The organism is Cohnella faecalis (assembly GCF_003570905.1).
In the GTDB taxonomy this organism is placed as follows: domain Bacteria; phylum Bacillota; class Bacilli; order Paenibacillales; family Paenibacillaceae; genus Cohnella; species Cohnella faecalis.
On record NZ_QXJM01000040.1, the window covers coordinates 468,338 to 483,971 of the forward strand.

4 protein-coding genes and 1 pseudogene are annotated in these 15,634 nt (G+C 54.2%); all 5 read right to left on the reverse strand.

Features of this window, described 5'->3' with window-relative positions; genetic code table 11:
- Positions 1–67 precede the first annotated feature (67 nt).
- The 5 genes and pseudogenes from D3H35_RS23605 to pruA all read right to left on the reverse strand — a co-directional run bounded on the left by D3H35_RS23605 (position 68) and on the right by pruA (position 15,585).
- Positions 68–5,314, reverse strand: coding sequence for a carbohydrate binding domain-containing protein (locus tag D3H35_RS23605; RefSeq protein ID WP_233568155.1), 5,247 nt, complete (start codon positions 5,312–5,314; stop codon positions 68–70).
- 154 nt (positions 5,315–5,468) lie between these two features.
- A complete protein-coding gene (locus tag D3H35_RS31435) occupies positions 5,469–7,475 on the reverse strand; it encodes an alpha-amylase family glycosyl hydrolase (protein ID WP_411675169.1) in 2,007 nt (668 codons plus the stop codon).
- Positions 7,455–11,777 (reverse strand): annotated as a pseudogene (locus D3H35_RS32855) (carbohydrate binding domain-containing protein); the annotation flags it as partial. The pseudogene D3H35_RS32855 and the gene D3H35_RS31435, both read right to left, overlap by 21 nt.
- Before the next feature lie 744 nt (positions 11,778–12,521).
- Positions 12,522–13,949, reverse strand: coding sequence for an NAD-dependent malic enzyme (locus tag D3H35_RS23615; protein WP_119151614.1), 1,428 nt, complete (start codon positions 13,947–13,949; stop codon positions 12,522–12,524).
- Positions 13,950–14,037: 88 nt separating this feature from the next.
- The gene (gene pruA, locus D3H35_RS23620) at positions 14,038–15,585 is read right to left on the reverse strand and encodes an L-glutamate gamma-semialdehyde dehydrogenase (protein WP_119151615.1); all 1,548 of its coding nucleotides are present in this window, start codon (positions 15,583–15,585) and stop codon (positions 14,038–14,040) included.
- Positions 15,586–15,634: the final 49 nt, after the last annotated feature.

Here is a 15,634-nt window from a genome sequence, read left to right on the forward strand (position 1 = left end):
AGGCCACTGCACTCGGTGAGATACTGCCGTTCACCGGTTGGTCGCAATCGGGTTTAAGTCTCGAAGATTACTTGTCTTTCCATTTCTGAACCGTTTGGCTTAAGGTTTGCGTGCTGCCCGTCATTGTATAAGAACGGTTAGCCGTGTCCGAGCCATTCGAGTTCGCTTCAGCCGATGCCCACGTGCCTCTAGTAAATTTGAATTGAATTGCAGTGCCGGACGTCACGTTGAGCACGATGGAATATGTGCCGTCGCTATTCCGCGTCATTTTGTAGCTGCTACCCGCCGGATCCCAGTTGTTAAACGAACCGGTGATGTACACCGAATCGCTCGACGTCGTAGTGGACGGTACGGAAAGCTGGATCGTCAGACCTTGGGTTTGCGGATTTACGGTCGGCTCTCCAGCCTTGATCGTTCCATTGTCGTACGTCCATACTCCTTGCTGGAACGTGTAGTTCTTGCCGCCATTATTGTCCCACGTGCCGCTGCCGTTGTTGAACACAGCCTGCATGCTCGTAGCGGTGCCCAGATCCACCGTGATGGCGCTGTAGCCTGGGTAGTCAGTCGACGATTGCATCGCTTTTCCAGGTGCCGTCGTCCACGTTCCGCCTGCCGGCATGTAGTGGAAGTACGGCGTGCTGTAACCGCGCTTGTAGTAGATCGTAGCCGTGTTCGATGTTGGAACTGCGCTCGTCGTTACTGGAAGCACGCTGCTCGCATCCGATTTGTTGCCTGCAGCGTCGTAAGCTTTCACCGTGTACGTATACGCAGTTTCAGCCGTCAGGCCGCTGTCCGTGTAAGACGTCTGAGCCGAAGTGCCGACTTTCGTATCGTTGCGATAAATCTCGTAGCCGGTTACGCCCACGTTGTCCGTCGAAGCGTTCCAAGCCAGTGTGACGGAATTGTGCGTCTTCGCGGTCGATTGTACACCGGCCGGTACAGATGGCGCGATGTTGTCGATAATTACGCCAACCGGCGTTCCCGCCTTAATGGTTCCATTCTCGAACGTCCACACTCCTTGTTGGAACGTGTAGTCCTTGCCGCCATTGTTATCCCACGTGCCGCTGCCGTTGTTGAAGTCGGCTTTCAGGCTCGTTGCCGTGCCGATGTCAACTGTGATCTCGCTATAGCCCGGGTATTGTGTAGAAGCTGTCATCGCTTTACCAGGTGCCGTCGTCCAAGCTCCGCCAGTTGGCATGTAGTGGAAGTACGGCGTGCTGTACCCGCGTTTGTAGTAGATCGTAGCCGTGTTCGATGCCGGAATTGAGCTCGTCGTTACTGGAAGCACGCTGCTCGCATCGGATTTGTTGCCTGCAGCGTCATAAGCTTTGACCGTGTACGTATACGCGGTTTCAGCCGATAGACCGCTGTCCGTGTAGGACGTCTGAGCCGTAGTGCCGACTTTCGTACCGTTGCGATAAATCTCGTAGCCGGTTACGCCCACGTTGTCCGACGAGGCGTTCCAAGCCAGCGTGACGGAATTGTGCGTCTTCGCGGTCGATTGTACGCCAGCCGGTACGGATGGTGCGATGGTGTCGACAATTACGCCAACAGGAGCTCCCGGCTTAATGACTCCGCTCTCGAACGTCCAAGTGCCTTGCTCGAACGTGTAGTCCTTGCCGCCATTGTTGTCCCACGTGCCGCTGCCGTTGTTGAAGTCGGCTTTCAGGCTCGTTGCCGTACCGATGTCGACTGTGATCTCGTTATAGCCCGGGTATTGAGTCGAAGCGGTCATCGCTTTGCCCGGTGCCGTCGTCCAAGCTCCGCCAGTTGGCATGTAGTGGATGTATGGCGTGCTGTAGCCGCGCTTGTAGTAGATCGTTGCCGTGTTCGATGCCGGAACTGCGTTCGTCGTTACTGGAAGCACGCTGCTCGCATCGGATTTATTTCCTGCAGCGTCATAAGCTTTGACCGTGTACGTATACGCGGTTTCAGCTGATAGACCGCTGTCCGTGTAGGACGTCTGAGCCGAAGTGCCGACTTTCGTACCGTTGCGATAAATCTCGTAGCCGGTTACGCCCACGTTGTCCGACGAGGCGTTCCAAGCCAGCGTGACGGAATTGTGCGTCTTCGCGGTCGATTGTACGCCGGCCGGTACGGAAGGCGCGATGGTGTCGACAATTACGACCGGTGAACCTTCGGTGATTTTACCGTTGTCGTATGTCCATACTCCTTGCTGGAATGTGTAGTTCTTGCCGCCGTTATTATCCCAAGTATTGAGGCCGTTGTTGAACACGGCTTCGGCGCCGCTCGCCGTTCCAACGTTAATGGTTATCTTATTGTAGCCTTCAGCTTCCGATTGCGGCATAACGACGCCAGGAGAGACTGTCCACGTCCCGCCGATCGGACGATAGTGGATATAAGGCGTCGGATAACCGCGCTTGTAGAAAATCGTGACGATGTTGCCTTTTTCGGTTTTGACCGTGATCGCCACGCTGAGTGCAGACGGATTTCCTGCCGCGTCGAACGCTTTTACGCTGTAGGAGTATTCCGTTTCAGGGCTCAAGTCGACATCCGTATAAACAGTTTGGTTCGTGCTGCCGACTTTGACGCCATTACGGTATACGTCGTATTTCTCTACGCCGTAGTTGTCCGTAGCTGCCGTCCAGCTCAACTTAACAGTAGATGCCGATTTTTCGACCGCCGTCAGGCCAGTCGGAGCGTCAGGAGCGATCGTATCCGGCTCCTTCGTTAGTACCGGCAGCGCCGAGCTGGCTGGCGATACGTTGTTCGCCGCGTCTTTTGCTTTGACCGTATAAGAATACGAAGTGGTAGCCGTCAGACCCGTATCGGTATAAGACGTCGTCGGAGTGGAGCCGATCTTTACTCCGCCGCGGTACACATCGTAAGCAGTTACGCCGACGTTATCCGTCGATGCCGACCAGGTCAAGCTTACGGAACGATCCGTCGTGTTAGCTGCTACGACGTTCGAAGGAGCAGTAGGAGCTTCATTGTCGATAACCAGGAACGGATAAGTTCCTTGGATCGAGCCGTTGACATCCTCTACAATTTTGCCGCTTGCATCCTTCTTGTACTTACCTGCGCCAACGTAAACCGATTGAATATCCGATTTGGTTACGTTACCTGCGTTGTCAACCGCTTCGATGTAGTAATCGACCAGTTGATCGCGGTAAGCGTTCAAATAGGTGTAGTACAAGTCGCCGATTTCTTGAGCAGGAACGACTTGGAACATTTTCGTGCTGCTAGGCTGCCAAGCTACGCCATTGATGTCTTTTTTCAGATCGCGTTTGTTCATCGGATATTCGACCCAGGAGCTGACTTTGCTAGGATCGATATTCGCGATGCCTTGCGCCTTCATTGCTGCAGGATCGTAGACGCGGAACGTGTTGTCTTTGGCGTCTGCCGATTTTGCGGTATGCGTTCTAACCTTCAGCTTGATGTCGCTCAGACCGTTGACATCGTAGCCATACGTGTAGATACCGAACGTGTTGTCGTAGTATTGAAGAGTCCAGCCTTCGGCTTTGCTGACGTTTGAGCTGCCCGGGTTGTAAGGGTAGCGCTGAGGCCACCAAACGGAAGGACCGGTTTTGTCTTTCGCCAGTTTTTGAGATACATACGGTTTCGTGAAATACAAGGAATTGTTGAACGAAAGCGTCGGTTTTACGCCGTCGTCTATGTTCTCATCGTAGTAACCGAAACCGGAATCCATAGCCGGAAGCAAGAAGTACCATCCGAGCTCGGCCGGGTTGGCTCCGCCTTTGTAATCGTTGTTTGGATCGCCTTTGACCGGGTAAGAAAGCATCCACGGATTCAATTGGTTGCCGGAATACGTTACTTTCTTGTCCGCGGTTGACGTAGGCGACCAGTAGTTCGGATGATCGTCCAGCCAGATTTGCTCGGCTGTCTTCGCGTAGTTCTCCGCTGCCTGCAAGAGGGCGAAGTTTCTTTCCAAGTAGTGGTATCCGTATTCGAAGGATACCGTCATGCCGTCGTCGACGCCATTCAAGTTCTTCTTCGGCGCCAAGTTCAGCCCAGTTGCCTGGTTGAAGGCTGCGAATTGGCCTTTCCAAATGCCGAACGGCAAGTGCCAGTGATACCAGGTAGGGTCGGAAGAAGAATCGCGCGTATCGATCCAGGAGCCGTCCTGCACGTGAACGACATCGTTCGCAGCCGGCTTATTGTTGATCAAATACTCGCTGATCCCTTCGCCCTTCACTCCGGAATCGGAATAAGTTACGTTAGCCGCATTCCGCCACGTATCTTCCGAGCCGGCGCGGCCGGAGGAATTGTCTCCGTCATGCGCAATAACGAAAAACTGCTTCTGCGCAACCAGACCTTCGAACGGCTTGAGCGCCGTCGCTCTGACCGAGCCTTCGTAGCCCTCTTCCCACGATTCCGCTTGCGCCACAGGAATGCCGACTACTTTGCTCTCACTGCCCGTAGCAGGATCTACGTAACGAACCCAGTGCGGGGTGGAGGCAAATGGAAATTTGTTATAAACAACTTGTTGCTCGTTGAACATCGGTTGGGCAAGCCATGAACCCACCGAGCTCGTATTTTGCAAATCAGCGCGATTCGGAGGAGATACCATCGTATCCTTGCCCGGATCGTTCAACAGAGGATAATCCGTCAGCGTACGGGAGAAATGGTTGTTCCCGATAACCGACCACTCGATGCCGAGCTTGGAAAGAACCGGAATAATTCTTTCGGAGAAGCCAAGCTCCGTAGGGAAGAACCCTTTGGATGGCGTGAAAGCATCTCCCAGGAAGTAAGGCTGTGCCAGCGTAACATTGTGGTAGATCAAATCTTTCAATAAATAGTCGTTGCCCGTCAAAGGACCCATGGAATGGTGTCCGCTAAAATGAATCGTGTCCAGCGTGCGGTTCCCGCCTGGAGTAAACAGCGTGCTGTATGCGTTTCTCCAAGGCTGCCACCAGTTGGGGTTGTTGTAACCGGATACATTGTTGGTCGTCATGAAGCTGTTAACGTTGTTGATGACCGCAGCCGACATGGTGACTTGCACCTGCGCGGAAGGGTTCGATTGGCGCAAAGATTGCGCGACTTGCCAAGGCCAGTACAAATAAGCGCCGGATTTGGCATGATGCGTATAATAGGAAACCAAATCGTCATGCGGCAACGCAGTGCCGTTGCTCGGGTTAAAAAACGTATAGCCGGCAGGAGGATTCTTCTTCAACTCGATGACTTGACCGTCGTACGTGTAGCGGATAGGCGAACCTACCGAAGCGGAACCATACGACGAAGTATCGTAATAAGCCCAGAAGTTAGGCATGTGGTTATGATAGACATGGGATGCCGAAATTTCGGCGAATGCGCTTGTTGTGCCAGCCTGCATCGAGATGATCAAGGCGATCAACAAGACGGACCATTTGTGTCTGAGAAATTTCAGAGAAGCCGCCTCCTAATAAAGATATGGTGAGGGGAATAATGCTGCCACATCCGTATTTGAACGGGCATGGCAGCATTGTTCCTTCCTCTTGGATCAAAAATTACTTGGTGAAGATTTTGACTTCTTTTGGAGCGAGAGTTACCGTGATGCTTCCGTTGTTAACGGATGCGGAGTCGGAGCCCATACGATTGTAAGCTTGGCCCATATTGCTCACATTAGAAATCGTACGAGTCTGGCTCGACCAGGAGTTGTTGATAACGACGAGTGCTTCGTCCCCGTCCTTGGAACGTTGGAAAGCATAGATGTCGTTGTCTACCCATTTCTCAGTTTGAGTTCCGTTCTGCAGAGCAGGGTGAGCTTTGCGAATAGTATTCACTTGGGCAATGTACTTGTACAGCTCATGGTTAGCGTTCAGAACCATATCTTCGCGGTTGCTTGGATCGTCTCCGCCGGAGTAGCCCAGCTCGGTTCCTTGGTAGACGATTGGAATTCCGCGGGACGTCAGGACGAAGCCCAATGCCGCTTTCAATTGCTTCCATTTGTCCCCGCTCGTCGCTACGTTCAGGAACCGTTTCGTATCGTGGTTGTCAATGAACACCCCGTTGAATCGGGTGTCGCGATACTTGTTGTCCGAATTGTAGCGATCCTTGATCAGGTTCATGGAGCCGTCTTTTGCGAATACGTCCGTAATGGTGTAGTACATTGGGAAGTCAAGTACTGCATCCAGATAGTTGGAGTAATCGCCTACTACTGCCGGATCTCCGTGGAAGATCTCGCCGATAGTGAACGTATTTGCGGCGTTGTCGAAGCTTTTCAGGTACCATTTTGGAACGTGCTTCGCCGTATCGACGCGCAAGCCGTCGACTTTCGACTGAGCGATCAGCCATTTGATCCAATCGTTCAGCGCGTTCGCGACCGCAGGGTTTTCCTGGTTCAAGTCATCCAGGCCGGCGACTTCGCCATTCTCGATTCGGTACGTGTTGTTCGTGTTGTAGTCGTTGTTCGAAATATCGCCGATATGGTGATACCAGTCATAGTTGTTGAACGGAGCTGCCGCGCCGCCGGTTCCGAAATCGCCCGTATGGTTGACGACGACGTCGAGCATAACGGCGATTCCTTTTTGGTGAGCGGTATTGACCAATTCCTTGAACTTGTCCATCGTGCCCAAGTGCCCATCTACGGAGTAGAAGTCATAGGTGTGGTAGCCGTGATAAGCATAGGCACCTTTTTGCATCGTAACAGGAGTGATCCAGATGGCGGTGAAGCCCATGTTCTTGATGTAATCCAAGTTGTTGATGATACCTTGGAAATCCCCACCGTGCCACTTGGTCGGATTGCTCTTGTCCGAATTGAACCCGCCGTAGTTGTCGTTGCTCGTATCTCCGTTGACGAAGCGGTCGGTCATCATGAAGTAGATGCTTTGCTTGCTCCAATCGACCGGATCGGTGATCGGAGTGTCGTCACCGCCGCCGCCATTATTGCCGGGAACGCCGGATTTGATCGTACCGGACTCGAACGTCCACGTTCCTTGCTGGAAGGTGTAGTTCTGGCCGCTGTTGTTGTCCCAAGTATTCAGACCGTTGTTGAAGACGGCTTGCATGCCCGTAGCCGTACCCAGATCGATAGTAATGACGCTGTAGCCCGAATGGTCAGGGGAATTCGTCATCGCCTTGCCCGGAGACGTCGTCCAAGTACCGCCGGTTGGCGCGTAATGGATGTACGGCGTGCTGTAGCCGCGTTTGTAGTAAATCGTTGCCGTGTTCGTCGTCGGTTGCGCGTTGGTCGTTACTTTCAGCTCTGCGCTGGCATCGGACTTATTGCCCGCTGCGTCGTAAGCTTTGACCGTATACGTGTATTCGGTGGACGCCGCCAGACCGCTGTCTGCGTACGTCGTTCCCGCCGACGTTCCCACTTTGCTGTTGTTGCGGTAAATCTCGTAGCCGGTTACTGAGACGTTATCCGTCGATGCGCTCCAAGAGAGGTTGACGGAATTGTGCGTCTTGGCAGTCGACTGTACGCCCGCTGGAATGGATGGCGCTATCGTGTCGATGATTACGCCGCCGGTAGGCGTGCCGGCCTTGATCGTTCCGTTCTCGAACGTCCACACTCCTTGTTGGAACGTGTAGTCCTTGCCTCCATTGTTATCCCATGTGCCGCTGCCGTTGTTGAAGTCGGCCTTCAGGCTCGTAGCTGTGCCGATATCGACTGTGATCTCGCTGTAGCCCGGGTATTGAGTCGAAGCCGTCATCGCTTTGCCCGGTGCAGTCGTCCACGCTCCGCCGGTTGGCGTGTAGTGGAAGTATGGCGTGCTGTAGCCGCGTTTGTAGTAAATCGTTGCCGTGTTCGTCGTCGGTTGCGCGTTGGTCGTTACTTTCAGCTCTGCGCTGGCATCGGACTTATTGCCCGCTGCGTCGTAAGCTTTGACCGTATACGTGTATTCGGTGGACGCCGCCAGACCGCTGTCTGCGTACGTCGTTCCCGCCGACGTTCCCACTTTGCTGTTGTTGCGGTAAATCTCGTAGCCGGTTACTGAGACGTTATCCGTCGATGCGCTCCAAGAGAGGTTGACGGAATTGTGCGTCTTGGCAGTCGACTGTACGCCCGCTGGAATGGATGGCGCTATCGTGTCGATGATTACGCCGCCGGTAGGCGTGCCGGCCTTGATCGTTCCGTTCTCGAACGTCCACACTCCTTGTTGGAACGTGTAGTCCTTGCCTCCATTGTTATCCCATGTGCCGCTGCCGTTGTTGAAGTCGGCCTTCAGGCTCGTAGCTGTGCCGATATCGACTGTGATCTCGCTGTAGCCCGGGTATTGAGTCGAAGCCGTCATCGCTTTGCCCGGTGCAGTCGTCCACGCTCCGCCGGTTGGCGTGTAGTGGAAGTATGGCGTGCTGTAGCCGCGTTTGTAGTAAATCGTTGCCGTGTTCGTCGTCGGTTGCGCGTTGGTCGTTACTTTCAGCTCTGCGCTGGCATCGGACTTATTGCCCGCTGCGTCGTAAGCTTTGACCGTATACGTGTATTCGGTGGACGCCGCCAGACCGCTGTCTGCGTACGTCGTTCCCGCCGACGTTCCCACTTTGCTGTTGTTGCGGTAAATCTCGTAGCCGGTTACTGAGACGTTATCCGTCGATGCGCTCCAAGAGAGGTTGACGGAATTGTGCGTCTTGGCAGTCGACTGTACGCCCGCTGGAATGGATGGCGCTATCGTGTCGATGATTACGCCGCCGGTAGGCGTGCCGGCCTTGATCGTTCCGTTCTCGAACGTCCACACTCCTTGTTGGAACGCGTAGTCCTTGCCTCCATTGTTATCCCATGTGCCGCTGCCGTTGTTGAAGTCGGCCTTCAGGCTCGTTGCCGTGCCGATATCGACTGTGATCTCGCTGTAGCCCGGGTATTGAGTCGAAGCCGTCATGGCTTTACCTGGTGCCGTCGTCCACGCTCCGCCTGTTGGCGTGTAGTGGAAGTATGGCGTGCTGTAGCCGCGTTTGTAGTAAATCGTTGCCGTGTTCGTCGTCGGAGCTTTTTCCGTCGTTACGATCAACGGTGCGCTCAGAGCCGACAAGTTGCCGCCGGCGTCATAAGCTTTGACCTTATAGGTGTAAGCTGTATCCGCCGCCAAACCGGTGTCCGCGTAGGAAGTCGAAGCCGAAGTGCCGACTTTAACGTCGTTGCGGTAAACCTCGTAGCCTGTTACTCCAACATTGTCCGTCGACGCGCTCCACGTCAGGGAAACGGAATTGTTGGTTTTGGAAGCCGCTTGTACGTTCGTTGGCACCGATGGAGCTTGCAGATCCTTCGGTTCCGTCGTTACGGACAATGCACTGCTCTCATCCGATTTGTTGCCGGCTGCGTCATAAGCTTTAACTTTGTACGTATAAGCGGTTTCAGCTGTAAGGCCGCTATCCGTGTAAGCCGCTGAAGTAGACGTACCGACTTTCGTTCCGTTGCGATAGATTTCATAGCCCTTGACGCTTACGTTGTCCGTAGACGGGCTCCATGTCAAGCTAACGGAATTTTGCGTCTTGGCCGCTGCTGCGAGATTCGTCGGAACGGATGGAGGATCGTTGTCTACAGGATTGTCGATCCAGTTCGCACCGTCATACCATCCTTCCGCGCTGATCAGGAAGCCTGCCGATTGAGCCGCAGGAAGCTGCTTGCCGCTTGCATCCTTGAAGATGACTCTTGTGCTCTCGACGTCCGCTATCGTATACGAATACCAACCGTCGCCGTCATCGGTCATCGATGGCGCCGAAGCCCATACAGGTTCCGTTACTTTAGGCGTCGTTTCATAGAAGTACAATTGCGGAGTGCTCCAATTGCTAGGCTTCTTGAAGTGAACGGTCAGCATGCTTCTGTCCGTCTTCGTGAACGTGTACTGCTTGGAATCGCTGCCCAGTTCATTGACCGCATACAAGCGAAGCGTTGCCGTATCGCCAATTTGCATGCCAGTGCCGATCGTCAGCGTTTGTCCATTCGTGAACGAGGTTCCGCTCGTTTGCGGGTCGCTGCCGTCAAGCGTGTATTTTCCCGTTGCCGAGTTTTTCACATACAGAGTGATATCTTTCGTAGCCGAGCTAAATTTGCCGCCCATCGGAGTAGCGGATACTTTAGCTTTCGGGTTCGGCAGTTCTTCGATAAGAATGACGCCGTTTCCGTTGGCCGTGAAGGTTGCTTTGCCGCCGCTTACGACGGTTTCGGCGCCGGTGTACGCATCGCGTACAGCCGCTCCATCATCGAATACGCCGCTAACATTGACCTGCGTCGAACCGCTAGCTCCTACTGCCACAACCACTTTGTCTTCCAGACCGTTCTTGTTGTAAGTACGGCTGAAGACGTATGGCGACGACGCTTGGAGCTGCTTGTGGGCGCCCGCGCCGATGGAGATGTGGTTGCTGCGGAACTTACCAAGCTTCTGCCAGTGCGACAGTACGCTTTGATTAATGGAGCTCCAGTTCATATCCGAGCGCGTCGGTTGATCCCAAGGCGCGGTTACCGGCTGTCTGGCCGTCTCGTCGCCGTAATAAATCTGGACGGCGCCCGGCAACAGCAGCATCGAAGTTCCGCCGTTGATCAGATTGCCGCGGTTGTAGAGCGATGTATCATGGGAAGACATGTAGCTGAGAACATTGAACGAATCGTCCGAATTGATCTTGGACGCATATTCCGAGAAGATGCTCTCCAATTTATCAAGGTTGCCTGCTTGTCCTTGGAACGAGAAGTTGATCAAGGAATCGAACCCGTTGTCGAAGTAGCTGCTGCGCCCGACTCCGTGCCCGTATACTTCGCCCGTCATCCAGAAGTCCAGATCGTCCATCTTCTTCGAAGGATTGGCGGCCTTCCAGTCCCGGAGAGCCGTAACGGCTTCCGCCTTCAAGCTTTTCCATACGGATTGGTCTACGTGTTTAGCCGTATCGACGCGGAAGCCGTCGATTCCATAGTCCCGAACCCAGTCGGTCAGCCATTTCGTCAAGTAGTTGCTAACCGTGCGAGGCTTGCCCGTACGGTTGAAGAACGCATCGAGCTCTTGCTGCTCTTTGGTCTTCTTCGCGCTATCCCACTTGCTCAGCAAAATCGGAGGCAAGCCGACGACTTTGCTGGACTCCGTCTTGAAATCCGGAAGATCGGATAGACACATGGTCGTATCGGATCCGCCGCAAGCATCGTAGCCCGATTTGTTAACGCGAATCCAGTCCGAACCCCACCACTTGCTCCAGCGGGACGAGTCCGTATTCTGTACGATGTTGTTGTAAGTAGTGTAGTGCGCGGACGATTCCGGCTGGTTGTAGTAGTAGCTCTGCCAGCCGCTGGCAAGTTGGCCGAAATCGTACTCGCTCATGTCTTTCATCGTTTCGTAGCCGGCATGGTTCATAACGATGTCCATTACGATCCGGATGCCGTGCTCATGAGCCGTATCGACGAACGTTTTCATGTCCGATTCCGTACCCATGTTTTTATCGATTTCGGTGAAATCGAGAGGGTAGTAGCCATGGTAAGCATAATGACGGAACGCTTCTCCGCCTACCCAGCCGTGAACTTGCTCGTAAGGCGCCGTAATCCAGATAGCGTTAACGCCCAGATTGTTGAAGTAGCCTTCGTTGATTTTGTTTGTAAGCCCTTTCAAATCCCCGCCGTGGAAAGTGCCCACTTTGTTTTTGTACCCGGAGTACTCGTTGCCGCTCTGATCGAGCTCGCGACCGTAAGAGTGGTTGTTGCTCGAATCTCCATCGAGAAAACGGTCCGTAATCTCAAAGTAAACGGTGGCATTGTCCCATGAGAACGGGCTTGCCGGTTCCGTAGATGTCGTAGCCGCTGCCGATACCTCTTGGCGCGCGCTCCCGAACGTAAGGAACGTCGAGAGAACCAATGCGCAGATCAAGAACGCATTCAGCGTTTTTCTGGCTAGTTTCATGAAAAATCATCTCCCTTTCCTGATAACTCCCACTGTGCAATCGTTTGTGCAAACGTTTGCGCAGAGCTGAATAAAAAGCCATGAAATCGAATTTTCGAAATTCACGTCAAGTTTGCTTTTGTTTTTTGAATGATATCGCTTTCAATTTGACACGTTCATTCAATGGTGAGGTCAATCATTCAATCGTCGATCGTAGGGTGAGACGGAAGCGGGAATGCCATTCGACTTGCTTGATGAGCCGACAAGCATAAAACGGAGTTTCAAAGATTGAGGCAATGTCTTGCGTGGTTGCTGTTGTCCTGCCCTCCTTTTCGATAAAAGGTGCTTGCGAAGCTCGCCGTTCTGTAAGCGTATTCAAGAAGCATTAAACATTAATCTGTTTCTATCCCTTGAGGGGGATGGGTTGGGTCATTCGCTTGATGGCCGAGCACAGATTTCAGATTGTAAGAAATTAGCCTTTCTTGCAAGTCCTTACCTGTAAAAAATGTGAAAGGCTTCTTGAATAATTTTACTCTATGATAATTTTTCGGTTTTGTATAGGGGGAATCTTTCAATTTTTGTCGAACTGTCTCAAAAATTTATCGACAAAGAGCCGTTTAACCGCTCAACCTTCCACCTAATTATCCAAAAAATATAAATTTAGTTCATAGATTAGGTTTCTGAAAATATGGCGGCCGAGGCTCGTTATGAGCTTTCGAACTGAACAAAAACGGCCCTCCCGATTGAACGGGCGGGCCGTCTCGATTACCGGAAATCACGAGGAATCCGGCGTGCGGTTCCCGAGTCGATGGCGGCTTGGACGACGCGGTCCCGAACGGTTTTGACCACATTCTGATTGAATACGCTCGGAATAATATAGTGCCGATTAAGCTCCTTCTCCGAAATGATAGAGGCGATCGCTTCGGCGGCCGCCAGCTTCATCTCTTCGTTGATGTCGATAGCCCGGCAATCGAGAGCGCCTCGAAAAATCCCCGGAAAACAGAGCACATTGTTGATCTGATTCGGAAAATCCGACCTTCCGGTCGCGACGACGGCAACCAGATCCTCGATCTCCTCGGGATGAATCTCCGGCGTCGGATTCGCCATCGCGAACACGATCGGCCTCTGCGCCATACGCTGTACGTGCTCCCGCGTCAGAACGCCGCCCTTGGATACGCCGATGAAGACGTCCGCTCCTTCCAGTGCGTCCGCCAATCCGCCGCGAAGCCGGTTCGGATTCGTCCTCTCGGCGAACCACCGCTTCATCGGGTTGTCGTAGTGCGAGTCGGCGGTTAGAATGCCCTCCACGTCGACGCCGATCAGCTCCTTCACTCCCGCCGCCAGAAGAATGTTGCTGCATGCAATGCCCGCCGCGCCGATGCCGCAGACGACGACTTTAACCTCGTCGATCGACTTGCCCGCCAGCTTCAGAGCGTTAATCAGCCCGGCATAGAGCACAACCGCCGTACCGTGCTGATCGTCGTGAAAAACCGGAATGTCCAATTCCTCCCGCAGTCTTCTTTCGATCTCGAAGCAGCGCGGAGACGAGATGTCCTCCAGGTTGATGCCGCCGAAGGCGGTCGCGATTTGCTTGACGGCGCGAATGATCTCCTCGGTATCCTGGGTTTCCAAGCAGATCGGAAAAGCGTCCACCTCCGCGAACTGCTTGAACAGCATGGCCTTCCCTTCCATCACCGGCATAGCCGCCCGGGGACCGATGTTGCCAAGGCCGAGCACGGCGCTGCCGTCGGAGACGACCGCTACGGTGTTCCTCTTGATCGTCAAAGTGAACGCCTTTGAAGGATCTTCGTAGATGGCCATGCACACACGAGCGACATCCGGCGTATAGACGCGAGACAGATCGTCCCTGTTCTGAATGGGCGTCTTCGGCGTGATCGCGATTTTGCCGCCCAGGTGAAGCAGGAACGTGCGGTCCGAGACGTGCATGACTCGAACGTCGGACAGCTTCGCGAGCGCGTCCGTGATCTTGGCAATATCGCCCGTGTCGCCCGCGTTAACCGTCAGATCGCGTACCGTGGCGGTCGACGTCGTCCCGATAATGTCGATGGCAACGATATCGCCGCCGGCGGACGAGATCGCAGTCGCCACCTCTCCGAACGTAATGCGGGCCGAATTCATTTCCAGACGGATAATGATGTTTTTTCCCGAAAAATTTCGCGACCAGTCGTTCATCCTGCCACCCCCTATGAGTAAAATAGCATATATCCATCTACAAGTATGAACATGTTTTGAGCGAAATCGGCAGGCGGCGCGGATTTTTTTACATTTTCTCCGATAGGAGCTTGGCTTGGGTCAGCAGCAGCAGGTAGTCCCGACCGCCGGCCTTCGAATCGGTGCCGGAGAGGTTAAATCCTCCGAACGGGTGAACGCCGACGAGAGCGCCGGTGCATTTTCGATTGAAGTACAGGTTGCCGACATGAAATTCCCGCCTCGCCCGCTCCAGATGAGCCCGGCTTCTCGAGAACACAGCTCCGGTCAGCCCGTAATCGGTATCGTTCGCGATTCGCAACGCTTCGTCGAAGCTGGCCGCCCGGATGAACGCAACGACGGGGCCGAATATTTCTTCCTGCGCGATGCGGGCGCCCGGCTCCACGTCCGCGATTACCGTCGGTTCGATGAAATAGCCGTCGCCAGCCGCCTTGCCGCCGCCGCAAACGATACGGCCCTCCCTCCGTCCGCTCTCGATATATGCCAAGATGCTGAGATAGGCTTTCTCATCGATAACCGGGCCCATGTAAGTCGCTCCATCCGTCGGGTCGCCAACAACGAGCTTGCTCGCTCTCTCCGCCACTTTTGCCAATACCTCGTCGTACACCGCTTCATGCACGATAGCCCGCGAGCAGGCCGAGCATTTCTGCCCGGCGAAGCCGAACGCCGATACGACGATCGCTTCAGCCGCGGCGTTCAAGTCGCTATCGCTGTCTACGACAATGGCGTCTTTTCCGCCCATCTCGGCGATAACGCGCTTTATCCACCGCTGCCCGGGCTGCGCCTTGGCCGCCTTTTCGTTAATACGAAGCCCGATTTCGCGCGAGCCGGTAAAACTGACGAACCGGGTGAGGGGATGCTCGACCAACGCATCTCCCACTTCCCCGCCGGAGCCCGGGAGGAACGCGACCGCTTCGGGCGGCAAGCCCGCTTCGTGAAGCAGTTCCACGAATTTGGCCGCGATGACGGGCGTCGGGCTCGCGGGCTTCAAGACGACCGTGTTGCCCGCCACGAGAGCGGACGTTGTCATCCCAACCATGATGGCAAGCGGAAAATTCCAAGGAGGAATGACGACGCCGACGCCTAGAGGGATATAGGTCAGCTCGTTGTCTTCGCCAACTATCCGATACAGAGGCTGCCGCTCCTCCAATCGCTCCATTTCCCGCGCGTAAAACTCCATGAAATCGATCGCTTCAGCCGTATCGACGTCAGCCTCTACCCAGCTTTTACCCGCTTCGTATACCATCCACGCCGAAAACTCGAATTTTCGCCGACGCAGAAGAGCCGCCGCTTTGTACAAATAACGCGCTCTCTCCGAACCCGGCACCCGGCTCCACGTCCGGAACGCTTCGGAAGCTTCCCGAATCGCTCGCGCGGCCAGCTCCCGATCCGCTTGCCCTACAATTCCGATTACTTGCTTCGGATTCGCGGGGTTGACGGATGGCGCGAAGCGGTCCACGTCAATACGCTCGCCTCCGACGATCGGTCTATATTCGCGGCCTAGCTCCTTTTCGACCCTCTTCAACGCTTCCTTGAACGCCTGAGCTTGATGCGCCGGAGAAAAATCGGTGAACGGCTCGTTGCGAAAAGCTTCCAGCATGCTTATCTCCTCCTTCTGCGAACTGCGGCAGTCTAATGCCAATAAATGC